10 protein-coding genes and 1 pseudogene are annotated in these 26,389 nt (G+C 69.4%); 4 read left to right on the forward strand and 7 right to left on the reverse strand.

From position 1 onward, the window contains the following. Positions 1–73: 73 nt before the first annotated feature. On the reverse strand, positions 74–682 hold the full coding sequence (locus GOAMR_RS15215) for a biotin transporter BioY (RefSeq protein ID WP_040515476.1): 609 nt from the start codon (positions 680–682) through the stop codon (positions 74–76). A 74-nt stretch (positions 683–756) separates the two neighbouring features. Between GOAMR_RS15215 and guaA the strand changes: the two genes are divergently transcribed. The 4 genes and pseudogenes from guaA to GOAMR_RS15230 all read left to right on the forward strand — a co-directional run bounded on the left by guaA (position 757) and on the right by GOAMR_RS15230 (position 4,197). Continuing rightward, positions 757–2,331: a glutamine-hydrolyzing GMP synthase gene (guaA, locus tag GOAMR_RS15220; protein WP_005189620.1), complete on the forward strand. Its 1,575-nt coding sequence runs from the start codon at positions 757–759 to the stop codon at positions 2,329–2,331. Between the two features lie 117 nt (positions 2,332–2,448). Beyond that, positions 2,449–3,534 carry a phosphotransferase gene (locus GOAMR_RS15225; protein WP_050942752.1) on the forward strand — a complete coding sequence of 362 codons (1,086 nt, stop codon included), beginning with the start codon at positions 2,449–2,451 and terminating at the stop codon, positions 3,532–3,534. Next, positions 3,527–3,649, forward strand: a pseudogene (locus GOAMR_RS24240) (GMP synthase (glutamine-hydrolyzing)); the annotation flags it as partial. The gene GOAMR_RS15225 and the pseudogene GOAMR_RS24240, both read left to right, overlap by 8 nt. 113 nt (positions 3,650–3,762) lie before the next feature. Continuing rightward, positions 3,763–4,197 (forward strand): hypothetical protein, encoded by a 435-nt coding sequence (locus GOAMR_RS15230; RefSeq protein ID WP_138943758.1) that lies wholly within the window; start codon positions 3,763–3,765, stop codon positions 4,195–4,197. A gap of 1 nt (position 4,198) precedes the next feature. Here GOAMR_RS15230 and GOAMR_RS15235 read toward each other — a convergent pair whose 3' ends face one another. The 6 genes from GOAMR_RS15235 to GOAMR_RS15260 all read right to left on the reverse strand — a co-directional run bounded on the left by GOAMR_RS15235 (position 4,199) and on the right by GOAMR_RS15260 (position 26,388). After that, positions 4,199–5,095, reverse strand: coding sequence for a siderophore-interacting protein (locus GOAMR_RS15235; RefSeq protein WP_005189636.1), 897 nt, complete (start codon positions 5,093–5,095; stop codon positions 4,199–4,201). 32 nt (positions 5,096–5,127) lie between these two features. Beyond that, the gene (locus tag GOAMR_RS15240; protein ID WP_005189640.1) at positions 5,128–9,684 is read right to left on the reverse strand and encodes a non-ribosomal peptide synthetase; all 4,557 of its coding nucleotides are present in this window, start codon (positions 9,682–9,684) and stop codon (positions 5,128–5,130) included. 2 nt (positions 9,685–9,686) lie between these two features. Continuing rightward, complete coding sequence (locus GOAMR_RS15245; protein WP_005189643.1) at positions 9,687–16,325, reverse strand: non-ribosomal peptide synthetase; 6,639 nt, start codon at positions 16,323–16,325, stop codon at positions 9,687–9,689. Continuing rightward, on the reverse strand, positions 16,325–17,383 hold the full coding sequence (locus GOAMR_RS15250) for an ABC transporter substrate-binding protein (RefSeq protein ID WP_005189646.1): 1,059 nt from the start codon (positions 17,381–17,383) through the stop codon (positions 16,325–16,327). The genes GOAMR_RS15245 and GOAMR_RS15250 overlap by 1 nt, the downstream gene beginning before the upstream one ends. Positions 17,384–17,462: 79 nt before the next feature. Next, positions 17,463–25,121 (reverse strand): non-ribosomal peptide synthetase, encoded by a 7,659-nt coding sequence (locus GOAMR_RS15255; protein WP_005189649.1) that lies wholly within the window; start codon positions 25,119–25,121, stop codon positions 17,463–17,465. 88 nt (positions 25,122–25,209) lie between these two features. After that, complete coding sequence (locus tag GOAMR_RS15260; protein WP_005189650.1) at positions 25,210–26,388, reverse strand: lipase family protein; 1,179 nt, start codon at positions 26,386–26,388, stop codon at positions 25,210–25,212. Position 26,389 lies beyond the last annotated feature (1 nt).

Consider the following 26,389-nt stretch of genomic DNA (forward strand, 5'->3'; position numbering starts at 1 on the left):
CTGATGTCGCGCAACACCGCGCGGCCGTCGTAGCCGTGCGACACCTGATCGAACTCGATCACGCCGGACCCGGTCACGCCTTGCGCAGGAGGGTGGCCGGACCGAACGGCTTGATCAGCCCGGGCCAGCCGCGATGCACCTGAGCGGCGACCAGCGCGGCCACCACCGCCTTGCCGATGTCACCGGCGATGAACGAGGTGTTGGCGCTCAGCGCGGCGTCGAACGTCATGCCCTTGATCATCATGCCCGCGATGCCGCATGCGTAGATCACCAGCAGCCCACCGATGACGTTGAAGACGATGCCCAGCCACCAGCGGTATTTGGGCATCATCATCGCGGTCAGCAGGCCGATGATGAAGGCGGCCGGCAGGAAACCGACGAAGAAACCACCGGTCACCGAGGTGAGCGAGGTCCAGCCGTTGCGGCCGCCGGCCAGGATCGGCAGACCGACGAGCGCCAGGACCGCGAAGATCGCCACCGCCAGGGTGCCCTTCTTGGGTCCGAGCACACAACCGGCCAGCATCACGCCGAGCGACTGCAGGGTGATCGGCACACCACTGGACAGGTTGATGGTGCCGGGCAGCCCGAGCGCCGCGATCAACGCTGCGAACACGGCGGCCTGGGTGAGGTCGGTGACCGAGAGGAAAGGCGCCCGCGCGGGGTCCCTGGTTGTTTCATCCATGATGGTCTCGAAGTATCCCATGTGCCCGGTGAGTGATTTCCCGCAGCATAGGGCGCGCTTATAGACTTGCGCGGGTGACCGGCTCATCCGATACCCGTCCCGTCCTCGTCGTCGACTTCGGTGCCCAGTACGCGCAGCTCATCGCCCGGCGGGTGCGGGAGGCGCGCATCTACTCCGAGGTCATCGCGCACGACGCGCCCCTGGCCGAATTCGAGGCCAAGAATCCGGCGGCGATCGTGCTTTCGGGTGGTCCCGCGTCGGTGTACGCCGACGACGCACCGAGCCTCGACCCGGCGGTTCTCGACCTGGGTGTGCCGGTGTTCGGCATCTGTTACGGCTTCCAGTCGATGGCCAAGGCGCTCGGCGGCACCGTCGCCAACACCGGCGGCCGCGAGTTCGGGCGCACCCCGTTCATCCCGGCCGGCGGCGTGCTGCACGCCGGCCTCGACGGCGAGCAGCCGGTGTGGATGAGCCACAACGACGCCGTGCAGGTGGCGCCCGAGGGCTTCACCGTGACTGGCTCGACGCCCGGCGCGCCGGTCGCGTCGTTTGAGAACACGCAGCGCCGGATGGCCGGTGTCCAGTACCACCCGGAGGTGCTGCACACCCCGCACGGCCAGCAGGTGCTGACCCGTTTCCTGTACGAGATCGCCGGTCTTCAGCCGACCTGGACCGCCGCCAACATCGCCGAGTCCCTGATCGAGGATGTGCGGGCGCAGGTGGGCGAGAACGGCCTGGCGATCTGCGGCCTGTCCGGCGGCGTCGACTCCGCGGTGGCGGCCGCGCTCGTGCAGCGAGCCATCGGTGACCGGCTCACCTGTGTGTTCGTCGATCACGGGCTGCTGCGTGCGGGTGAACGGGAGCAGGTGCAGCAGGACTTCGTCGCGGCCACGGGCGCTCGCCTGGTGACCGTCGACGCCGAGTCGGTGTTCCTCGGCGAACTGGCCGGGGTCAGCGACCCGGAGGCCAAGCGCAAGATCATCGGGCGCGAGTTCATCCGTTCCTTCGAAGGTGCGGTCACCGAGGTGCTCGGCGACCGGGCCGCGGTGGGGGATAAGGTCGAATTCCTGGTGCAGGGCACGCTCTACCCCGACGTCGTCGAGTCCGGCGGCGGCAGCGGCACCGCCAATATCAAGAGCCACCACAACGTGGGCGGCCTGCCCGACGACCTCGAGTTCAGCCTCGTCGAGCCGCTGCGTCTGCTGTTCAAGGACGAGGTGCGCGCCGTCGGACGCGAACTCGGCCTGCCCGAGGAAATCGTTGCGCGCCAGCCCTTCCCAGGTCCGGGCCTGGCGATCCGCATTGTCGGCGAGGTGACCGGAGAGCGGCTGGCCATCCTGCGCCGCGCCGACGCCATCGCCCGCGAGGAACTCACCCGCGCCGGCCTCGACGGCCAGATCTGGCAGTGCCCGGTCGTGCTGCTCGCCGACGTCCGCAGCGTTGGCGTCCAGGGCGACGGCCGTACCTACGGCCACCCGATCGTGCTGCGCCCGGTGTCCAGCGAGGACGCCATGACCGCCGACTGGACCCGCGTCCCGTACGAGGTGCTGGAAACCATCTCCACCCGCATCACCAACGAGGTTCCCGACGTCAACCGCGTCGTCCTCGACGTCACCAGCAAGCCGCCGGGCACCATCGAGTGGGAGTGAGCACGGTCCCGGTGTGCGGAACGTAGGCGTATCCGGGGGCGTCGTCGTCACTAGCGTCAGGTGGACATAGCAGCAGCTTCACCTGACGTGGGGAGACCCGAGTTGAGTGCACCGACGATGCCGACCAGTGCTGACCAGATCACGCCCGAATGGATGTCGGGGATCCTCACCGACTCTCATCCCGGGGCTGTTGTCGACGAGGTGTCGGTGGTGTTGCGTGACGACGGCACCAACCGGCGGGCGCGGCTGGCGCTCACATACAGCGAGGGTTCCGGTCCGGCAACGGTATTCGTCAAATCAGTCGACCCAGATCATCGGCTGCTGCTGACGATGACGAGTGGGCTGTTCCATGAGCCGCGGCTGTTCGCGGCCGATGTGCCGCTGCCCGTGGATCATCCGACGGTATACGCGGCGCTGTTCGACGAGGAGGCCGAAAATTTCCTCCTCGTCATGGAGGACATTGCCGCACGTGACGCTGATCCGCGGGACTCGTTGCGGCCGTTGACCCCCGAGCTGGCGGCGGCTGGGGTGCGGGCGCTCGGCCGGTTGCACAGCCGGTACTGGGGTGCACGCCTGGATGTTCCGGAACTGTCCTGGCTCGAACCGTTCGTCGCGTTCGACGGTCTGCAGTACGCTCCGCTGCCGTCGGCGCTGGAGAAGCTGGACGAATCCACCCCGCAGTCGGTGCTGTCGATGACCATCGGCCAACTCGTCGACGAGGTGTGGAAACCGTACATCGGTACCCTCACCACCACGACGCAGACGCTGTTGCACGGCGACGCCCACATCGGCAACACGTACGTCACCCCCGACGGCGATGTCGGCCTGCTCGACTGGCAGATGGTGCGCCGCGGCAACTGGTCCCTCGACGTCGGCTACTTCCTGCAAGGATCACTCACCGTCGACGACCGGCGCACCCACGAACGCGCACTGCTCGCCGAATACCGCTCCGCACTGGATCTTCCGGAGTCTGAACTGCCGTCGGCCGACGAGATCTGGCTGCGGTACCGGGCGTCGGTGGCGCACGGTCTGGCCACCTGGCTGGCCACTGCGAGCGCCGACGGCGGCCTGTGGCAGCGCCCCGAGATCGCCCTTGCCCTGGCCCAGCGGTATGCCGTCGCCTACGGCGACCTCGACACTCCCGCCGCGATAGCCGAGATCGTGGTGGCGTCAGGTGCCGAAAGGTCACCTGACCCTGCGTGACCCTTACGAGGTGCTGGAAGCCATCTCCACCCGCATCACCGACGAAGTTCCCGACGTCAACCGCGTCGTCCTCGACGTCACCAGCAAGCCGCCGGGCACCATCGAGTGGGAGTGACGCCGACGCCGAGCAGGTGTCGGCATCATCGGCAAGACTGTGTCGCCTATGTCACGTTCCGCCCCTAAATTTCTGAATATGGCATCAGGAAAGTTACGCTTTCCCGGCAATGTATGGAAGCAAGCTGGGGATGTAGGTGTGAGATGGGGCGACGGAGCATCGGAAACGGTGGCGCAGCGTCGAAGGGTGCGCCGACCGCGACGCGGCGTGTGGGACGTGCGCAAGCCCTGACCGGGCTGGCACTGGTTGTTCTGCTGGCCGGTGGGGTGCTCGTGTGGCGCAGTCTCGCCGACGGATGCGGCGGCGATCGCGACAAGGTGACGGTGATCGCCGACTCTTCCATGGCCGATCCGCTGAAAGCGCTCACCTCGATCGCGTCCGACGAGTCGTGCTACGACTTCAGGGTCGCCCAGGTTCCGAGTACGGCCGACGAGGCCTCGCTCAAGCGGATCGCCGACGCCACCGGGGGCACGAGCTACATCGCGCGCACGCCGAACGATATCAGTGGCATCTTCACCACCGAGATCACGAAGTGGATGAAGGACTGACTCAGGCGCGGCGACGGCGGCGGAGACGGGTCGCGAGGTTGGCGGCGCCTTCACGCATGGCGGCACCCACGCCGTGCTCGTGGTCGTGCTCGTGGTCGTCGTACTCTTTGAGGTCGCGGTCGTGGTTGGCGGCCTTGGCGTAGCCGTTCTCCGACAGCCCGCGACGCCAGTAGCCGATCACCAGCATCGATTTGCGATCGACACCCCGGGCCCGCAGATTTTTGCGGATCGCGATCACCTGCGCCGACTCGGCCGACGCCCAGGCAAACGTATCCGGTTTGAGCTCATGGGCTTTCACCGCGTCGAGAAGCAGGGTGGTGGTGCCGCCGGGAGCACCGTCGCGCGACAGCCACACCACGTCGACACCGGCGGGCCCGGCCAGATCGATGCGGCCGGAGTCGTCGGCGACCTCGATGTAGGCGGTACCGGTGGCATCGGCGGGCAGGTTGTCCAGGATGTCGCCGATACCGGGCAGACCCGTTTCGTCGCCCGCGATCAGATAGTGGTCACCGTGACCGATGTGGCGTCCACCGCCGCCCGCGATACCGAGGGTGGTGCCGGGCCGGGCGCGCATCGCCCACGCCGACGCGATGCCCTCGTCGCCGTGCAGCACGAAATCGATACTGAGGGTGTTGTTCTCGGCGCTGTAACGGCGCACTGTGTACGTGCGGACGCGGGCGTGCAACTCGGGCCGTGACCGTAGGACGGTTTCGGTGTCGCTGGTCGGGTCGTCGAGTTCGGGAACATCGTAGGTGCCGTCGGGATGCGGCAGGAAGATCTTGATATTGGGGAACTGTCCGGTGGCGATGTACTCGCCGACGGCGTCGCCGGAGAAGGTGAACCGCCGCATATGCGGTGACAGGTCCTCGACGGTGTCAACGGTGAACAGCAAAGCCATGGTGGTTACTCTCTTATCGCGGTCAGCGGTTGTCAGGCGAATTCATCTGCGAATTCATCGATCTCGTCCTGGGTGAGGTCATCGACCAGCGAATCGGACGGGGTGATGCCGCCCAGTTCGCCGAATGTGTCGGGGGCGGCGAGCGCCGCGAGGATCGCCGACCACTCGTCGACGATCCGCTGCGCCCGGGCTCTGCCGATCAGGGTCCGCACGAACGATATCTCGACGCGCAGCCGCAACTCGTCGTCGACGGCTACGGTAACCGCGTTGATCTCCAGCGGATGCGATACCGGCATCGCGTCGTCGCGAACCACGATGATCGGCTTTCCCGGCCACACCGCCGAGAACGGTCCGCTGCCCTCGCCGGTGGTGAGCCTGCCCAGATAGTTGAACAGCACCCCACTGGGCCGCTGCGGCTGCGTGCCGGGGGCGAGTTCGGTGAGCAGCCCGTATTCGAGGCCACCAAACATGGGCGCGGCCAGCCGTTCCTTGACCTGCTTGATGACGGTGTCGGCCGACCGCACCAGCGCCGCCGGGCCGGCGGGGGTGGTATCGGCGGGGATGCGGACGGGTACGGGCCAGAAGGCGGTGAACCAGCCGACGGTCCGCGACAGGTCGACACCGTCGACGAGCGTCTCGTCCCGGCCGTGCCCTTCGAGGTCGACGAACAGTCGCCGCGAGCGGGGACCGTCTTCCGGGTACACCCGGGCGATCGCCAGCGCCAGCGTTGCCAGCAGCACTTCGGTGGGGCCGGTGCGGTACAGGTCGGGAATCGCGGCGATGGCGTCGTGGGTGGGCAGGTCGACCTCGAACCGGTCGACAGCCGACGCCGTATCGACCGATGCGTCCAGCGGACGGGCGGACACCACGATGTCGTCGGCTCCGGGTGTGGCCGGGGGATGCTCCCACAGCGGGGTGCCCGCCGTGACGTCGGCGTCCGTGGCCCGGGACACCAGCCCGCGCGACCACTCCCGGAACGACGTCGTCGGGGCGGGGAGCGAGGGAGCTGCGGCACGGGAGACCGCATCGAACGCGGTCCGCAGATCCTCACCGAGGATCCGCCACGACACCCCGTCGACAACGAGGTGGTGCAGCAACAGCACGAACGCGTCGGTTCGCCCGTCACGGGTGGGCAGGTCACGGATCAGCAGGCCCCGGCTCATCAGGCCGGCGTGCGGACGCAGCAGGTGCGCCGTCTCGGTGATCCGCTGTTCCGCCCACGACTGCGCCGCCACGGCGTCGAGACCGGCGGGTGTGTCGACGATCTCGACCGAGGTCTGGGCGTCGTCGGCGGGGGATCCGTCGACGACCAGACCGCCGTCGGTGAGCCGTGCGCGCAGCATCGGGTGCGTCCGGCGCAGCGTGTCGAGGGTGTCGGCCAGGTCGATGAGGGAGGCACCCGATGGAATCCGGTAGGCACGTACCTGCGCGAACGGGTCGAGCGGGCCGCCGTTACGCAGCACCCGGTGCATCAGCGGCGTGAACGGGATCTCGCCGACGGCCTGGGCCGGGTCGGCGGTGACTGCGGCCGACGACGTGTGGGTCGCGGCGTCGGCCAGAGCCTGTGCCGTGCGCAGTTCGAACACCTGGCGAGGGGACACGACAATACCGAATTCACGTGCCCGCGAGGTCAACTGGATGGAGATGATGCTGTCGCCGCCGAGCGAGAAGAAGTCATCGCCCGGGTCGACGGCCGGTACTTCGAGAATGTCGGCAATCAAGCCGCATAGAACGGCCACCGGCGAATCCCCGGAAACCGGTCGGGGGGTGGGCACCTGACCGCGCCAGGGATCGGGCAGGGCGCGGCGATCGGTCTTACCTGCGGGGCTCAGCGGGACCGCGTCGATCGGTACGAACGCAGACGGCACGATGTACGACGGTGCGATACGGGTGATCTCCTCGCGCAGCGCCGCGAAATCTGTGGTGCCGGTGCCGGTCAGGTAGGCGACCAGCCGTGCCGGGGAGCCGGCCGAGGCGCGGACATCGGCGACGATGGCCCCGACCTGGATGCGCAGGTTCCGAGCGGCCGTCATGACTGCGGACTCGACCTCGCCGAGTTCGACGCGGTAGCCCCGCACCTTCACCTGATCGTCGGCGCGGCCGAGGTAGTCGAGCTGCCCGAAGCCGTTCCAGCGGACGAGATCGCCTGTGCGGTAGAGACGTTCGCCCGCCGCAAACGGGCTGGCTACGAAACGCTGCGCGGTCAGATCGGGCCGGTGGTGGTAGGCACGCGCCAATTGCCTGCTGCCGATGTACAGTTCACCCTCGGCGGCGGGTGCCACCGGCTGCAGATGCCGGTCGAGTACGTGCAGATCGGCACCCCGTGACGGCACCCCGATCGACGGTTCGGGGGTGTCGGCGACCGTGGCGAAGGTGATCTCGACCGTGGTCTCGGTGGGGCCGTACAGATTGAACACCGTGACGGCCGGATTGCCGGTCAACTCGGTCCACAACGAAGGCGAGAATGCCTCACCGCCCGTCGACAGCCACCGCGGAATATGTTCGCCGTCAGGGGGATTCACCAGCCCGGCACGCACATACTCGGCCTGCAGGGCGGGCACCGCGTCGACGTAGTCGATCCGGTTGTCGCGGATGACGCCGATGACCACGTCCGGGTCGGTGACGTCGGCCCGGTCGATCAGGTACAGGTGGTGGCCGAAACACATCCACGCCAACGGCACCACGGCCGAGTCGAACGAGAAGGTGTGGGTGCTCAGGATCCGGATGGGATGGTCCGGCATCGTGAAATGCCGGTGCGAGCCCAGGAGCGTGGAGACCGCGTGGTGGGGGATCACGACACCCTTGGGCAGACCGGTCGACCCGGACGTGTAGATGACGTAGGCGGAGCTTTCCGGGTGCGGATAGCCCAGGGGCAGCGGGGCTTCCGGGAACTTGCCGGCATCGTCGGTGTCGAGGTCGATGAGGGTGACGTCGGCCGGCAGGTGCTGCGCGGCGAGGTCACGGGTCGACTCGGTGACCAGTACTGCCCGCGCCCCGCAGTCGGTGAGCAGGTGCCTGACCCGGTCGGCCGGATAGCGGGGATCGATCGGCACGAACGCGCCATGTGCCCGCCACACCGCCAGAATCGCGGCGACGGTCGCGGCCGACGAGTCGGCGACGATCGCCACCGGATCGTCGGCGCGAACCCCGGCTCCGCGCAGCGTGCGGGCCAGTATCTCAGTGCGGGTTGCCAATTCGGTGAAAGTCCAGGTGGCATCCGGGGCGACGATCGCGACCGCGGACGGGTTCGCGGTGACCGTCGCGTCGAACGTCTCGATCATCGACGGGCCACCGGAGTTGGGGCCACCGCGGCCGAGCCGGGCAGCTTCCTCGGCCTCCGCGGCGGTGATCACAGCCAGCATGGCCAGCTTGTGTTCCGCCGACCCGGGATCGGTGAACGTGAGGAGGAACCGGGCGATGTCGCCGGCCAGCCCCGCCAGCGCCGCCTCGTCGTAGCGGTCGGCGTCGGCGTCGATGAGCAGGCTGAGTTCGCCGTCGCGGGTGGGGGAGACGGTGACCGAGAAGTCCTGCACCGGGCCGCGTTCGATGGAATGCTGCACGGCGTCACGGCCGGCGAAACGAACCGACGGCGCGAACGGTTTGGCGTTGACGACGGTCCCGGCGAACCGGCTGAACCCGCCGGTGAGGGTCGGGCCGGTGCCCACCGGTCTGCCCCGGTACCGCTGATGCCGGCTCAGTTCCCGGATCGCAGCGCCGGCGCCGGAGATGATGTCGGCGACGGTATCGCCGGGCCGGGTCGCGATCCGCAGCGGCACCAGATTGACCGCCACCGTGGGGACACGCGCCGACGGCTGACCGAGCCGGTTCATCAGCAGGAAGCCCAGGCTGATCTCAGTGTCGCCGCGCACCCGCGCCAGGTATGCCGCCACGGCTGCGGTGACGGCGACGGTCCAGTTGCCGGGGATCTGCGGCAGCGGGGTGCGCAGGGTGCGCACCGCATCGGCCTGCCCGGACACACCGGTTTCGGCTGCGCCGTCGAGGTGCTCGGCCCAGAACCCGGCGTCCGTGGCGTACGCGTCGGAGGCCAGATAGTCCAGGTCGCCGTCGACGACCTCGGCGATGAGACCCAAGGGGGCGGCGGTGTCGTCGGTCCCGGCCACCAGATGCGCGTAGAGGGCGGCGCCCCGATTGAACACCAGCGACAGGCCGTAGGCGTCGATCAGTGCGTGATGCACGGCCAGCACCCAGAACGTGCGCTCGGGCGCGGCGATGATCCACTGGTGCACGCCCGGTACGACGCTCAGGTCGTGTACGGTGCCCGTCCACCCACGCACCTGCGCGATGATCGTCGGCCACGGGTCCGCATCGTCTGTCCGGACGACGGTGGGCAGTGGCAGATCGTGATCACCCGGTACCTGGCGCCACCCGTCACCCGACTCGATCAGCCTGGTGGTCAGCGCGTCGGACTCGGACACCGCCAGTCGCGCCGCACGCGCCAGGGCGTCGACGTTGACCTCGCCGGGGATCTCGATGGCGTCGCACACGTTGAACGTGGCATTGTCCGGGGCCAGCGTCTGGCCGAACCACAGCCCGGCCTGCGCCGAGGTGAGGGGGATCGCATCGGTCACGGTCACCGCTCCAGGAAATCGGCCAGCCGCGGGCCCCACGTGCGGACCGCATCGGGGTTGAGCATCTGCGGATGCGAATACTCGGTCTGCACATGCTGTTTCATGTTCAGCATGCCCGACCAGGTGTTGAACGAGAACGGTGGATCGGCCTCGACGTACAGCACCGGGGTATCGATCGGCGCGGTGGGCGGATGCAGTTCGCGCATCACCGTCAGGGCCCACATATTCGACTCCACGATGGACTCGATGTAGTCGGCGCCCAGCCCCGCGAACACCGACTCGCTGCCGCGCACCACCTCGACGGCCTGCTCTACAGTCAGTCCCGCGGCCAGCTCGGCGGGCACCGGCACGTCGATCGCCGCCAGCGCCGCCGCCGCGGGGGCGATGGTGTCGACGTAGTCGAAGTACTCCTCCGGGGACCGGGCGAACGCGTCGACCAGCACCAGCGACCCGACCGGCCGGCCTCGCCCGGCCAGCGCCGCCACCACCGTTGTGGTCACCGAACCGCCGAACGACCAGCCCAGCAGCGTCACCGGGGGCTTTACCCCGTCGTCGGCAGCCGGTGCCGCGAGATCGATCTGTTCGGCGAAATACTGTGCCGCCGAGGCGAGATCGGCCGGCACCTCGATGCCCGCGATCGCCGGGGACTGCACGGCGAAAACACCACACGAATCGGGGATGTGCGCGAGCAACTGCCCGTACCGCCAGCCCAGACCTGTTCCCGGCGGCAGGATGAACACAGGTGTGCCGGCATCGGTTCCGGAGCGGAAGGTGATCACCGGAACCCGCAGGTGCGAGCCCGTGTCGGAGTCACCCCCGAGTACCGCCGCCATGCCCGCGATCGTCGGATTGGTGAACACGTCGGCCACCTTGAGCTCCACCCCGAGCCTGCCGCGCACCGCGTCGGCAAACGTCATCAGCTGCAGCGAATGCGCGCCGAGGTCGAACAGGTTGGTGTCCGGGTCCACCTCGTCGACGCCGAAGACACCGGCGGCGATCTCGGCGAGCACCCGCTCCAGCATCGAACCGGACCGTCCGGAGCCGCCGCCTGCCGCGACGGGTTCGGGGAGCGCGGAGGTGTCGCGTTTGCCGTTGACGTTGACCGGGATCTCATCGATCTCGGTGATCGTCGACGGGACCATGTAGGCGGGCAGCCGCTCGGCGAGCTGCCGCCGGATCTGCGGGATCGGAGGCAGGGCGCCGTCGGAGACCACATAGCCGGCGAGTGCTGTTGAGCCGGTGGTGTCGGTGCGTGCCACCACCGCGGCGTGCAGCACCCCGTCGACGGCGGCCAGCACCGCCTCCACCTCGGCCGGCTCGACACGGTAGCCGCGCACCTTGATCTGGAAGTCGGTGCGGCCCAGGTAATCGAGAAGGCCGTCGGCCCTGCGGCGCATCAGATCACCGGTGCGGTAGAGCCTTTCACCCGGATGCGCCGGGTGCGCGACGAAACTCGCGGCGGTCAGGTCGGGGCGGCCGCCGTAGCCGCGTGCCAGCCCGTCGCCCTCGACGTACAGTTCACCCGGCACCCCGGGCGGCACCGGCCGCAGCCACGGGTCGAGCAGATACCCGACCGTGTTGCTGATGGGGCGGCCCACCGTGGGCGTCGCCGAATCCTCGGTGCCACCGCCCAGGGTGTTGATCGTGTACTCGGTGGGCCCGTACAGGTTGTAGCCTTCGGTACCGTCGGCGTCCCGCAGGGCGTCCCACACCCCGGTGCCGACGGCCTCACCACCGAGGAGCACCAGCGCCGGCCGGTGCGCACCGGTTGGGCCGCCGAAACTGTCACCGTCCAGGAGCCCCGCCGCGATCAGGTATTCGGCGTAGGTGGGGGTCACGTTGATGACGTCGATCCTGTGGGTGTCGCAGTAGGCCACCAGCTCCCGCGGATCGCGGCGCAGTTCCTCATCGCATACATGCACCGTGTGGCCGTAGGTGAGCCACAGCAGTTCCTCCCACGACATGTCGAATGCGAACGACACCGTGTGCGCGATGTGCAGCCTGTCGAACCGCGACCGCGCCACCGCCGGCCGGAAGATCTCGTCGAGGTGGTTGACGTACATGTTGGTCAGGCCGCGGTACCCGGTCACCACGCCCTTGGGTGTGCCCGTCGAGCCGGATGTGTAGATCACGTAGGCGGGATGGTCGAGGCGGTCGGCGTGGTCGCTCGCGAAACCACCGAGCTCACTGTCGGACAACGGTTCCGGGGAGAGCGCCGCGAGCCGTTCCCGGATCCGCCCCGACCGCAGATCGATCGGCGCTGCGCCGGTGCCGCCGAAGATCACCCGATCGGTGTCGGCGGTGGTGCCCGCGGTGAGCGCGAGAACGGGGCGGGCGTCGGCCACGAGTTCGTGCAGGCGTTCTGCCGGGTGGACCAGCTCTAGCGGCAGATAGGCGGCGCCGGTGCGCAGTACGGCGAACAGCGCCACCACCATCTCGATGGAGCGTTCGATGCCGAGCGCCACCACGGTCTCCGGTGCCGCCCCCTCTGCGAGCAGAAGCCTGGCGAGCCTGTTGATCTCGGCGTCGAGTTCGCCGAACGTCAGCGACCTGTCGCCGCAGATGAGGGCGGTGTCGTCGGCGTTGTCTGCGGCGGTGGCCGCCAGCAGCTCCGACACCGACAGGTCGGGCACGTCGAGTGTGCGGCCGGTCTGCGGCGCCTCGACAGCGGCGATCGGCAACCGCGCCAGCGGGGTGCCGAAGACGTCGCCGGGTGCGGCCAGTGCGGTCAGGACCGTGATCAGGTCGCCCGACAGACCATCGGCGGTCTCGTCGTCGACGATATCCGAGCGGGTCTCGATCTTCACCGTCAGCTCGTCGCCCGGGGTGATCACCACCGTCAGCGCGAAATGGGTGTGGTCGTCGCTGGTATGGCCCACCACGCCGTGCTCGGCGCCGAGCAGCGCATCGGAGATGAAGTTCTGCAACACCAGCAGTGTGTCGAACAGAACGGGTGCCGACGCCTGGGCCTGGATCTCGCCGAGACTGAGCCAATCGTGGCCCAGCACACCGAGCGCGGTGGATTGCTGGGCGGTCAGCAGATCGGCGACCGTGGCCTCCGGGCGCAGCCGCGCCCGCACCGGAACCGTGTTGAGGAACATGCCGATCGCGGCGTCGGTACCCTCGACCTCCGGTGGCCTGCCCGCAACGGTCTGGCCGATCGCCACATCGGTGCGGCCGGTCCACCTGCTCACCACCAGCAGCAGCGCCGTCGACAGCACCGTGTTGAGGGTGACGCCCGCATCGCGGGCCAGCGCGGGCAGCGCCGCGGACTGTTCGGCGCTGAGGGTGTGCTGGTGAATCCTGGTGTAGCCCCGGACCACCGGATCGGCCTCGGGGACCAGGACAGAAGGCTCGTCATAGCCGTCGAGGTAGTCGGCCCACGCCGCGACTGCGGCGTCCCGATCCCGGTCACCGAGCCAGCGCAGATACCGGGCGAACACGGCCGACTCGATCGGCGCCGGTGCGCTGTCGGTGTCTCCCGCGTAATGGGCGAGCAGGCCGCCGATGAACGAGCCGTTGGACCAGCCGTCCCAGACGAGGAAGCGGCGCGACACCGCCAGCCGGTCGCCATCGGGCCGCCGGATCAGCGTGACCCTCCACAGCGGCGGTGCGGCGAGCTCGAACTTGTGCGCCCGGTCGGCGAGAATCACCTCGTCGTATGCCTCATCGAGTGCGGCGCCGCGCAATTCGCGCAGGTCGGCGATCTCCAGAGGCGCGGGCAGCCGGTCGACGACGTACTGGACCGGTCCGGGCAGTCCGGCGTGGGTGAAACCGCCACGCAGTGCGGGATGATCGGCCATCAGTGCGGTCAGCGCATGCCGCAGGCGGTCGGGGTCGAGTGCCCGATCGAATTCGAGAACGAACTGCGCGTTGTAGATGTCGAGGTCTTCGGACACCACCGACTGGAAGTACAGGCCCTCCTGCAACGGTGACAGCGCCCAGATCGCCTCGATGGTGCCCGGTGCCAGTTGCCGCAGGCGGGTCCGGGCCGTATCGGAGAGGGCAACACCCACAATATTGTCCGGCGAGGGGCCGACCTGATTGGCCGGATCTGCCGCCGCGGTGGCCACGGACTGGGCGGCGTGGGCCCAGGCAGCTGCCAGTTGCCGCGGCTCGATCAGCCGGTCACCCGCCGGAAGCGGCGAGTAGACGGTGAACTCGTATCCGGCCTCGGTGACCCGGACCAGTGCGCCGGTCTCCGGTTCGCTGCCCCGGATGCGGAGCAGGCCACGCTCGTCACGCACCCGGACCTGCCAGCGCTCGCCCGCGCCGGCCAGCACACCGGAGGCCTGCGGGTGCAGGTAGCGCAGCAGAGCGAAGTCGAGTCCGTTGTCGCGCTGGCGATTCAGGCAGGTGCGTGCCGAACGCAGGGCCGTCGCCGGATCGGCGGATACCGGCACCGCGAGGGGCGCGGCGAAACCGAACGGTGCGGCGCTGCCGCCGACCGGCTCCGGGTAGCCGGTGCGGCCGGTGCGGTCGAGGTCGATCACGATCTCTGAACCGCCTGTGGCAGAGCCGATGTCGTGCAGTGCCAACGCCAACGACGCGAGCGCGGCACCGCTCGGGTCGAGCCCGGCGGCCGTGGCGGCGGCGGGGTCCGTCACAGCCTCGGCGGTCGCCGTGGAGCGGCCGTCACCGGGCTCGACGGCGGGTGCCTGCCGGCATAGTTCGAGCCAGCCGTCGAGTTGTTCGATGCAGGCGCCGGTCTGGGCGCGATCACCCGCCCACGTCACCGCGTCGGCGGGTGCGGGTGTCGGGGCAAGGCTGATAGCACCACCGGATGCGATTGCGGCCCAGCAGGCGTCGACGTCGCGCCGCAGGATCTGCAGGCCGTGGGCGTCGACGATCAGCGGATGCGCCGCCAGTAGCAGGGTACCGGGTTTCCTGCGTACTCCCGGGATCCAGGTGGCTCCGAAACCACCTGCGGTGTAGGGCAATTCGTCGACGGCCTGATCGGGGGACGCAGCGGCGGCGAGGATGGTCAATTCGGCCGGTGTATCGGCGGGGACGTACTCCCATAGCCCCGGCGCCCATTCCTGCGCACGCAGTGACAACTCGGGGTGCGCGCCGACGAGTGCGGCCAGTATCGCCCGCACCTGCGCGGCCTCGGTGCCGGGTGGTGTCTGCAGCGCGATCACCGGTGCGTCCGGTGCGTCATTCTGCGGCGCGTCGCCGAAGGACTCCGACTCGCCCGCGGCGATCCACTCCTCGGCACCGGGGAGCGTTCCGGCAGGTGCCTGCGCGGCCGTCGCGGCCGGACCGGGCCCGGCGACGAGGCGCGGACCGATCACCTGCTCCGGATCGTTGATGAGGCCGCGTACGTACTCGGCCAATTCATCTGCGATACGGGTCATCTCGGCCATGTGCGTGCCGGGACCGTGCAGGTTGAGGCGGATCTTCTTCGCCGGTACGTCGACCTCGAAGAACACGTCGATGTCGCCGGTCGGACCCGACGAGAGGATCTCCAGCGTGGCGTCGATGCCGAGCCGGCTGAACGGTCTGGTGCTCAGCGGCAGCACGTTGGCGCCCACACCGAACAGCGCCTTCGGGGTGCCGGCCTCACGCAACGCGCGGCCCAGATCCTCCCCGCGGAAACGGCTGTGCGGGGCCACCTCGCCGAGCAGTTCGTCGATATCGCCCGCCGCCTGCCGCCAGGTGGCGCCGGACCGCAATCGGACGCGCACCGGCAGCACGGTGGCGAAAGTTCCTAGATGCGTGCGTAATTCGGGTGTGGTGCGGGCAGCCATCGGCATCGCCAGCATCAGGTCGGACTGGCCGGTCCGGCGGTGCAGGAAACCGGCGAGCGCGGCGAACAACAATCCCGCGGTCCGCACCCCGAGGGTGCGTGCCAGCCCGTACAGCCGGTCGTACTCGTTGTCGCTGAGCCCGACCGCCAGGATGTCTGCCCGGCGCGGGATCGGGTCGAGATCGGTGAGCAGCCGCGGCGGGGGCGGCGCGTCGGCCACATGGGCCAGCCAGAAATCCCGGTCCCGGGTGAACTGTTCCGAATTCCGGTAGTCCTCGTCGAGATCGACGAGACTGCTCAGCGACCATTGCTCCCCGGAGTCGTCCGCTCCCGCGGACACCTCGCCCCGGCACATCCTCTCGTATCGGGAAAGTCCCGAGGCGAGCACAAACCCCACCGCCGTGCCGTCGAGGATGAGGTGATGCGCCGACAGGAAGGCGAGTGTGTACTCGTCCTCGACCCGGATCAGGTTGATCCGGAACAGGATCTCGCCGAGGCCGTTGTTCCCGTCGCCCGGCCTTCCGGTCACCTCGTAGGGTCGTTCCAGTTCGGCTGAAATCCATTCGCGCGCCTGCGCATACGCGTCCGCACGGCCCCGCAGGTCGACGATGTCGACGGCGGGGACGGTGTCCGTGGGTTCCTGCACCACCTCGCCGCCGTCGCTCACCCGGAACCGCACCCGGACAGCCTGCGATTCGGCCATCGCCGCCCGCATGGCGGCGAGGAGGACGTCGAAGTCGACGGGTCCACGGGCGTGCGCGACGAGAACCGTCGAATAGGCGGTGGCGTCGTCGGTGAGTCGCTGGCCCACCCAGATCTCGCGCTGGGCGGCGGTCAGCGGCCGTGCCGATGCCTCGGGTGCCGGGACGGTGATGGTGGTGCTGTCGGTCATTACGGTGTGGTGGGCTTGGCGGCCTTCACTGCGGACTCGATGGCGTCAACCTGCTTGTCGGCGGCGGTGATGGTGTAGGCGTACGGCGCCGGGTAGGGGAACAGGTTGCCCGCCTTGACCGCGGGCAGGTTCTTGAACGTCGGCTTGTCGAGCAGTTCCTGGGTCCGCTTGGTGGGCTTGCCGTCGAAGTCCGCCTCGTAGAAGATCACGTTCGCCGGTTCGAGCTTGCTGGTCAGCTCGAGCGAGATGGCCTGGTTGTAGCGCTCCGGGTTGGGGTCGGCGCCCCCGAAGTAGGTGAGACCGGCCTTGGTGAGCCGCTCGTAGGTCAGTGCCTTGGAGGTCGCGATCTGGAACGAGCCGGGCACCGCCGAACCCTCCACGTAGGCGACCGTCCCGAGCTTGGAGATGGCGTCCTTGTTGGCGGTGCCGACCTGGGTCAGATCGGCGTCGAGGCGCTTGAGGTCGGCGGCCACCTTGTCGCCGCAACCCACGGCATCGGCGACCTTGGTGTAGTTACGCCACACGTCGGCCGGTTCCTTGATGTCGAAGGCCGCGACCGGCACCTTGCCCTTGAGCTTCTCGACGGCCAGGGTCTCGATGACGTCCTTGCGGATCGAGGTGACCACCAGATCCGGCTTGAGGGAGAGCGTCTTCTCCGCGCTCAGGCCGTCGGCGATCGACCCGACGGTCGGCAGGTCCTTGACCTTGTCCAGCTCTTCCTGCGTGGCGTTCTGCTTGTAGTCGTCGAGGAGGCCGGCCAGGGGAACACCGAGGTCGATGAGCTGATTGCCCACGAGCCAGCCGGCGACGATCTTCTGCGGCGTGGCCGGGACCTCGACATCACCGAGGAAGGTGCCCTTGAGCGTGCGCTTGCCCGACTCCGAACCGGCCTGGCAGCCGGCCGCCTTCGCAGTCGAGGAGGTGTCCTCGTCCGACGAGTCGCCGCCGCATCCGGCCGCGACGAGGGAGACCGAGGCCGCGAGCGCGACGATGAGGTTGCGCGCACGCCGGGAACCCCGAGCCCCTCGTGTGGTGGTTACCCGTGTGGTCGTTGCCATCTGTGCGACTCCTCGGTGTCGTGCTGCCTGATCTGTCCGTGCGCCGAAGTCGGACACTCCGGACTCAGGTTAGGGTAACCTACTGAGTGTCTGTGAGCCGACCTGCCCCCGCGTCGTCGGCGCGACCGCGCACGGCTTGCTCCACCGAGCGCACCAGGGCGCCGATCTCCTCCCGCGTGAACACCCGTGCTGAACAGGTCACTTCGATGATGAGCCGGCCCTCGTCGAGGGCGCCGCGTTCCACCCGGGCGTCGACGGTGATCGCGTAGTCGGCACCCAGATCGCCGGCGGGCCGGGTCCGCGTCCACGCGGCCTCGGGCGCGGGCTGCCAGTCGGTCTGCCCGCCCAGAACCATGGTGCCCAGATAGTTGACCAGCACCTGCGCCTTCGGTGCCCGGGCCAGCACCCGCGCCGTGCGCGCGTTGCAGTAGCGGAGCAGGCCGTACGAATGGGCGTGTTGCTCGAGGTCCGTCGCGATGGTGGTCGCGGCATCGCTGATGTCGGGGTCGAACAGGACGGGCGCGACGGTGGTGAGCCAGCCGACCGTCCGGGACAGATCGAGATCGCCCAGGTCGCGGCCGTGGCCTTCGATGTCGATGAGCACCGGCCCCGCCGCCTGTCCGGCGTCGGTACGCCACGCCGTGATCGCGGCCCCGGTATCGGCGATCACCGCCGCGGTCACCGACTCCGCCGACAGGTAGGCGCGGGTCCGCTCGGCATCGAGGGTGATCACCTCGGTGACCAGATCGGCCTGCGTGCCGAGTACCGGTGCGTCGGTGACCGGGGCGGAGCCCGCCAGCAGACCTCGCCAGCGGGGGAGTTCGGCCATCGTCGGCTGCGCGTTCGCCAGCTCGGCGATGGTGTCGGTGTACCGCGAGTACGACACCGCCGGCGGCAGAAGGACCGGCGGGTTTCCGGCGGCGATCGCCGTGGCGGCCTCGGCGAGATCGTCGAGCAGGATCCGCCACGACACCGCGTCGACCGCGAGGTGGTGGATCACCAGCACCAGCCGGCCGTATCCGTTGTCCCTGCCGTATCCGTTGTCCCCGCCGTATCCGTTGTCCCCGAAAACTGCTGCCGCCGCGATGGTTCCGCCGGCGGTGGGATCGAGGCGGGCAAGGGTGTCCGCGGCGATCCTGGTGAATGTCTCCTCGGTGGGGTCGTCGGCCCGGTGAACCGTGAGAACGGCTGCGGCGTCGAATGATGCGGCCGGTATCGGCTGCACCGACCACACTCCGGCCACGGTGGTGGTCACCCGCAGCCGCAGCGCCTCGTGGCGGGCGACGACCACGGCCAGTGCCTGCCGGACGTCGTCGGCGGTCACCGACGCCGGCAGGGCGACGGTGATCGACTGGGCCAGCGACTGCCAGCGTCCGGGCCTGCTCGCCAGTTGCGCGACGATCGGGGTCAGCGGCATCGGTTCGGTGCGTTCGGGTTCATCGTCGGTCGATGACTCGTCGGCACGTCGCGCGACGGCGGCCAGCGCGGCGACGGTGCGCTGCTCGAACAGTTCCCGCACGTCGACGAGCAGCCCGCGGCGGCGGAGCCGGTTGACGACGGTGATCGCGACGATGCTGTCGCCGCCGAGCGCGAAGAAGTCATCCCCGGCCCCGACGGTGGAGTCGGGTAGCCGCAGCACGTCGGCGAACACCTCGGCGATGTCGGCTGCCACCGGGTCGTCGACGGTACCGCCCACCCCGGCGATCACCGGGTCCGGCAGCCGCCGGGTGTCGAGCTTGCCGTTCGAGGTGACCGGCAGCGAGTCGAGCAGGGTGAGCGTCGCCGGTACCAGGTGGGCGGGCAGTGTCCGCGCGACGGCCGACAGGATCGACTCCGGTGCAACGATTTCCGGGTCTTCGGCGACTCCGTGGGCGACGAGCATGGTACGGCCGTCGACGGTGGTATGGCCCAGCACCACGACCTGTGTGAGCCCGCCCGCGGCCAGCAGCGCCTGTTCGATCTCGCCGGGTTCGATGCGCTGGCCGCGCAGCTTCAGCTGGCTGTCGGTGCGGCCGGCGTATTCGAGCACACCGCCGGCGGTCCAGCGGGCGATGTCGCCGGTCCGGTACATCCGCTCGCCGGGCCGGCCGAACGGGCAGGCGACGAAGCGGGTGGCGGTCAGGCCCGCCCGTCCCGCGTAGCCGCGCGCGAGCTGGCGGCCGGACAGGTACAGCTCACCCCACACCCCGATCGGCAGTTGATCCAGCGCCCTGCCCAGCACGTGCAGACCGGTGTTCCATATGGGTGCGCCGATCGGTACGACCGGACCGGTCGCCCCGGTGACGTCGATCTCGCTGACGTCGACGGCGGCCTCGGTGGGGCCGTACAGGTTGTGCAGGTGCACGTGCGGGAACCTCCGGGCCACACCGTCACGCAGCGGTGCGGTGAGCGCCTCACCCGAACACAAGATCCGGCGCAGGTCTGGCAGTTCCGTGGTGGTCTCGGCCAGGAATGCCCGCAGCAGCGACGGCACGAAGTGGACCGCAGTGATCCCATGCCGCGCCAGGGCCTCGGCGATCGCCGCCGGTTCGCGGTGGGCACCGGGGGTGGCCATCACGAGGGTCGCGCCACAGATCAATGGCCAGAACAACTCCCACACGGAGACGTCGAAGCCGATCGGGGTCTTGTGCAGGACCCGCTCGCCGGGTTGCAGGCCGAATCGGTGCTGCATCCACAGCAGTCGGTTGACGATCGCCGGGTGGTCGACCACCACCGCCTTCGGTGTGCCGGTCGATCCGGAGGTGTAGATCAGGTAGGCGCCACGGGCAGTCGGGAGCGCACCCGCCGGTGGCGGCGTGCCGGTGGGACCGCCGGTCGTCGGGGTGCCCACGGCGTCGACCACGACGACCGGAACCTCGCCACCGGTGAACGCGTCGTCGTCGGTGACGACCGCCGCCGGCCGGGCATCGGTCAGGATGAACCCGCGGCGTGCGGGCGGATGGTCGCGGTCCAGGGGTAGGTACGCCGCACCCGCCCGCATGATCGCGAGCACTGCCACCGACAGTGCGACACCGCGCGGCAGATCCACACCCACCACGTCGTCGGCACCGACTCCCGAACCCACCAGCCGTGCGGCGAGAGCGTCTGCGGCATAGATCAATTCGGAGTAGGTGAGTGCTGTGCTGTCGTCCACGACCGCCGGGGTACCCGGATGGGTGGCGGCCGCGGCCGCGATCAACGCCGGCAGATCGACGTCGTCGGGGACACCTGCGGCGGTGTCGTTGAATCGGGACAGCGCGGACCGGTCCGCCTCGGTGAGCAGCGGCAGCCGGGACAACCTGGTGCCCGGGTCGGTGGCCATCGCCGTCAGCGTCGCGGTGAGCGCGTCGGCGATCCGGATCACCGTCGCGTCGTCGAGCAGATCGCGGGAGAACTCGATGCGCCCGGAAATCGGTTGTCCGGGCCCGTGTTCCAGGAACTCGACGGTCAGGTCGAACTTGGCGGTGTTCGCCCGCACCGGCAGCACACGGGCGGTGAGGCCGGCGAAATCCGGTGAGCTGATCGGGTTCCGGTACTGCACGAGCGTCTGGAACAGCGGGCTGCGTGCCACATCCCGCACCGGGTCGACGGCGTCGACGACCTCCTGGAACGGCAGCAGCTGATGGTCGAGGGCGGTCAGATCCACCTGCTTGACGTGGTCAAGGAGTTCGGCGACCGTGGGATCGCCGCACAGGCGGGTCCGCAGGACGACGGTGTTGGTGAACATGCCGATCACCGACCGTGTCGCCGGATGATCCCGGCCGGCGACCGGGGTGCCCAGCGGTATGTCGTCGGCGCCGGTCAGCCGCGACCACAGCGCTGCGACCGCGGCGTGGGCCACCATGAAACCGGTGACGCCGGTCGAACGGGTCAGCCGGGTGAGGGCATCGGCCGTGTCCGCACCGATCGTGAACTCCACCGTGCCACCGGAATCCGACGGAACCGATGGCCGCGGCCGGTCGTAGGGCAGTGGCAGCTCGTCGGGCAGGCCGTCGAGTTCGGTTCGCCAGTGGTCGCGTTCGAGTTGCCGCAGTGACGTGCCGGACGGGTCGGCCGCGTCGAGTCGACGGTCCTGCCATGCGGTGGCGTCGGCGTACTGGACCGCCGGGGCGGGTGGCTGCGGTGCCCGCCGGATCGCGTTCTCGTACGCGGCCGCCAGCTCGTCGAACACCAGCGGTGTCGACCATTCGTCGCCGGCGATGTGGTGCATCACCACCTGCAGCACGGTCGTGTCGCCGGCGATTCGGGCCAGATCGACCCGGACCGGCAGATCCTCGGCCAGGTCGAATCGCGCGCTCCGGGAAAGTTCCAGCGCTGCAGCGTAATCGGTGCCTTCGTGCACAAGGATGGGAATCGGGGTGCCTGCGGGGAGGATGCGCTGGAACAGGGCGCCCTCGTCATCGGCGACGAGTTGCGTCCGCAGCGACTCGTTCCGGTCCACCAGCGACCGCACGGCGGCGCGTAACGCCTCTTCGTCGAGGCGGCCGTCGAGTTCGACCACGAACGACAGGCTGTAGGCAGAACCCCCGGTCGACTCGGTCGCGGCATCCCGCTGCAACCGGTCGAGCACCCATAGCCGACGCTGGGCGGCAGACGCAGGCAGCGGATCGGGCCGCGGCTCGTCGCCGGGACCGGTTCCCAGGCCGGTATCCGCTCCCTGGGCGTCGGCCGGGCCGTCGACCCATGCGGCGAGCGCGGCCACGGTCGGATGGTCGAAGACGGTGCGGACGGTCGCGGGTGCGTCGAGCTCGACGGTGAGCCGGTGCGCGAGCCGCGTCGCGAGCAGCGAATGTCCGCCGGCGGCAAAGAAGTTCAGCTCGGCGTCCACGTCGGTGCGGCCGAGGAGTTCGCCGTACACGGCGGCGATGGTGGTTTCGGTGCCCGGCGCCGGGGGCCGGGCACCCGCGGCCACGGTCAGGGTCGCCGGGTCGGGCAGCGAGCGCCGGTCGACCTTGCCGTTGGGCAGCGTCGGCAACTCGTCGAGGACCACGACGGCGGGGACCTGATACTCCGGCAGTCGCTCGGCGAGCCCGGTGCGCAACGCCGCCGGGTCGAGACCGCAGGCGCCGCTCACGTAACCCCACAGCGTGAGCGCACCGCTCGGGTCGGGGCGGGCCACCACAACGGCGGCCTCGACACCCGGCAGGCCGCGGAGGGCGGCCTGCACCCCGACGGTCTCCACGCGATGGCCGCGGATCTTCACCTGCCCGTCGCCGCGACCGTGAAACTCCACCTCGCCGTTGCTGTCCCAGCAGCCGAGGTCTCCGGTGCGGAACAGCCTGATGCCGCCCGGACCGGCCACGAATCGCTCCGCGGTGAGCGCGGGCCGCCGCAGGTAACCGCGTGCGATCTGTGTTGTGGCGACATAGATCTCGCCGACCACACCCACCGGAGTGGGACGCAGCGCGGTATCGAGGATGACGATCTCCGAGCCCGGGACAGGGCGGCCGATCGGGACCGGATCGGTGGTGCCCCCATCCACGCGGGCAAAGGTGACATCGCCCACCACCTCCGAGGAACCGTACGAGTTCACGATCGTCGTGTGTGGTGCCAGTTCCCGCAGCTGTCCGGTGATGTCCCCGGACAGCGTCTCCCCGGACAGGATCCAGCGTGCGATGCCGGTGCAGGCACCCGGTGCCGACGCGGCGAGTTCGGCGGCCAGCGAACCGACGGCGGTCACCTGCGTGACCGCGTGCGCGTCGATCAACTTGGCCTGCGTGATCGGATCGACCCGTTCGTCGTCGGTGGCCAGGATGATCGGTGCGTGCGCGCAGATCGCGCCGAGCAACTCGGTGAGTCCGTCGATGAAGGCCAGCGAACTCTTCACCAGGCGCACGTCGGGGCTGGTGGGTGGCCACAGCTCATGCGCCCACGCCAGCCGTGACCCGAGGCCGTCGCGGGTGCCCACGACCGCCTTCGGGGTGCCGGTCGAGCCCGACGTGTACAGCAGGTACGCCGGATTCCCGGGCCGGACCGGCGACGCAACCGGGGTGCCGGACGGGTCTGAAGCGGGATCATCGATGACGAGCCGCGGCAGCGGATCGGCACCCGGCACCGGCGTGATGCCGTCGACGATCACCAGGTCGGGCCGGGCGTCGGCGAGGATGAATGAGAGGAAGTCGGCCGGGTAGTCGAGGGCGATCGGCAGGACCGCCGCACCCGCGCGGAGGATGGCCAGGACCGCAGCGACCGTGTCGATCTGCCGGGGAAGTGCCAGGGCGACAATCGATTCCGGACCGATCCCGCAAGCGCGCAGGCGTTGGTCGAAAGTCCTTGCCCGGGAGTCGAGTTCGGTCCAGCTGACCGAGCGGCCGCCGCAGGTCACCGCGACCCGGTCGTCGGTGGTGATCGTGAGCAGGTCGTCGAGCGTCCGCTCCGGCACGGCCGGACCGGTACCCAGCGCACGCACCCGCGCCGCCTCTTCCTCATCCAGGACGGGCAGGTCGGCGACCAGAGCCGACGGTGTGTCGGCGAGCGCGGTGAGCACGGCCACCAGATTCCGGGCGAGCCGGTCGCGGCGCTCCGCGGCGACAACCTCGGGCAGATAGTGCAGGCGGATCTGCATGCCCGGCCGCGACCCGGGCGGGTGACCTGTGGCATTCGGGATGACCTGCAGGGTGAGCGGATAGTGGGTGGAGTCCTGCGGTTCGATCGAGGTGATCGCCAGGCCTGCCGCCGTCATCGTCTCCTGCAGCGGGCCCGCGCTCAGCGGATGATTCTCGAACACCAGCAGGGTGTCGAACATCTCGCCGAGTCCCACCGCACCCGCGATCGCCGGCAGGCCGACCCACTGATCGTCCATCACCGTCGTCTGGGTGGCCTGTACCCGCCGCGCCACCTCGATCAGGGGATCGGCCGGCCGGGCTTCCACGCGAACCGGCACCGCGCCGAGCGTCATGCCGATGATCGATTCGGCGCCGTCGAACTCCGGGCTGCGCCCCGAGACGGTGGTGCCGAACAGCACGTCGCCGCGTCCGGTGTCCAGGCCGAGCGTCAGGCCCCACGCGGTCTGCACGAGCGCGGCGGTGGTGGTGCCCTCGGCGCGGGCGCGTGCGGTCAGGCGTTCGGTGAGATCGCCGGGATCATCGATGCGTAGTTCCTCGGGGCGCGAACCCAGCGCCGCCGCCTCCGGTGCCAGCAGCGTCGCCTCCGGTACCGCGCCCAATGCCTGACGCCAGCGGTCGAGGGCGGCGGCACTGTCCCGACTGCCCAGCCAGGCCAGGAAGTCGCGGTACGAGCGCACCGCGGGCAGGCCGTCGATAGTGCCGCCCGCGGCGTAGGCGGCGAAGATCTCGCGCACCAGCATCGGCGACGACCAGCCGTCGAGGATCAGGTGGTGATTGGTGATGAGCACCCGCCATGACCGGGTGGACAGCCGTGCCACGGTGAGCCGCAGCAACGGTGGGGTACCCGGCTCGAACCGGGTGTTGCGATCGGCCTCGCGCAGTTCGTCCCAGCGGCGGAGCCCGGCAGCGGCCGGGAGATCGGTCAGATCGTGCTCGGCCCAGCCGATCTCGGCTCCGTCGATGACAAGGGCCACCGGCATACCGTTCTTGCGGCGGCGAAAGGCGCTGCGCAGGTTGGGGTGCCGGTCCAGGACAGCCTGGGCGCTGCGGCGCAGCAGGTGGGGGTCCAGATCGCCGTCGATGCCGAGATCCGCCTGCACCGTATACGGGTCCGGCCCCGACTCCGACAGGGTCGACGCGTACAGCAACCCCTCCTGCAGAGGGGTGAGCGGCATGATCTCGGCGATTTTCATGGGGCTTCCTCACATGCTCTTGGCCGGGCACCCGGTGCCCGGCCAAGAAATGGTGTCACTGCATGCTGTCACGACAAAACGGGACCGCCTACCTCGGCCATGTCGTGCGCGTGTTCGCCCACTTCACGGCCTCCAGGGTCTGCGCGGTGCTCAGACCATGCAATTGTGTCGGATAGGTGCGGTAGGTGACGTTGACCCCGTTGGACCGCAGCCGCGACACGAACTGTCCGGTCAGCGGGGTGAAGGCCACCACATCGAGGTAGCCCTGCTGCAGCAGGATCGGTGCTCCGTAGCCGGAGGTGGGGAGCCTGGTGTACTGACGCAGCGCGGGCAGCAGCGGGCCGTCGGCCAGCGGCCTGGACACGAGTTGACCGACGGTCAGGCCCTTGGTCGCCGGACCCGACTCGGCGTAGCAGAGGCGCTGCGCATTCTTGATCACGGTGCGGCCGAGCGGGGTGAGGTAGGAGTCGACGTCGATGTCGGGCCTGCTCACCTTGAGCCCGGCGAGCACGTAGGAGAAATAGGTGACGTAGTCGGGCACAACCACATTCGGGAAGCCGGGGCGGATCGCGGCGAAGTAGTCCGAGAGTCCCGTCGGCACGGAGTGGGCGATGGTCGCCGCGTTCTTGAGTTCGGGCGCATACGATTTCGCGAGAGAGTTCGACCACATCGACGCGTGTCCGCCCTGCGAACCACCGAAGCTGACGAAGGCATTGGAGGTGTCGGTACCGACATACTTCTTGACGACGGTGCGGGCCGCTCGCACCATGTCGAGGGTGTTCTTGCCGGCGACCGGGCCGTCCAGATACGCGTGCACACCCGGCCCGCCGATGCCCTGGTACTCGGTGGCGGCGATCACGTAGTCGTCGCGCAACCACTGCCCGAGCCACTTGTCGCGGCTGCCGCGTTTGTCCTTGCCGAGGGAGTCGGTGATGGTGCAGGAGTCACCGAGGCCCATGGTGGAGTGGTTCCAGGCCAAGATGCGCCAACCGCCCGGCCCGGGTGCCTTCTTGGGGAGGGAGACGCTGCCCTTGACCTCGACCAGCCTGCCCCGCGGGTCGGCCGACAGGTAGGTGACGTCGAAGACCCGGGCCGCGCTCGCCATCCTTGCTTCGGGCCGATCGGTGATCTCGGTACTGCGGACCACATCACCTGGCTTTCCGGTGGGGGCGGCGACCGCCGCCGGAGCCGTCGCGGAGAGGGTGAGTCCGAGGACAAGAATCGCCACGACGGTCAGGATCGGCGGAACTCCCCGATGCTCTCGCACG

The sequence above is a fragment of the Gordonia amarae NBRC 15530 genome (genome assembly GCF_000241345.1).
Lineage (GTDB): Bacteria > Actinomycetota > Actinomycetes > Mycobacteriales > Mycobacteriaceae > Gordonia > Gordonia amarae.

Coding starts and splice junctions, on each gene's coding strand:
- GOAMR_RS15215 (WP_040515476.1), bottom strand. CDS start 682: ATGGATGAAACAACCAGGGACCCCGCGCGGGCGCCTTTCCTCTCGGTC.
- GOAMR_RS15225 (WP_050942752.1), top strand. CDS start 2,449: ATGCCGACCAGTGCTGACCAGATCACGCCCGAATGGATGTCGGGGATC.
- GOAMR_RS15230 (WP_138943758.1), top strand. CDS start 3,763: ATGGAAGCAAGCTGGGGATGTAGGTGTGAGATGGGGCGACGGAGCATC.
- GOAMR_RS15235 (WP_005189636.1), bottom strand. CDS start 5,095: ATGGCTTTGCTGTTCACCGTTGACACCGTCGAGGACCTGTCACCGCAT.
- GOAMR_RS15245 (WP_005189643.1), bottom strand. CDS start 16,325: ATGACCGACAGCACCACCATCACCGTCCCGGCACCCGAGGCATCGGCA.
- GOAMR_RS15250 (WP_005189646.1), bottom strand. CDS start 17,383: ATGGCAACGACCACACGGGTAACCACCACACGAGGGGCTCGGGGTTCC.
- GOAMR_RS15255 (WP_005189649.1), bottom strand. CDS start 25,121: ATGAAAATCGCCGAGATCATGCCGCTCACCCCTCTGCAGGAGGGGTTG.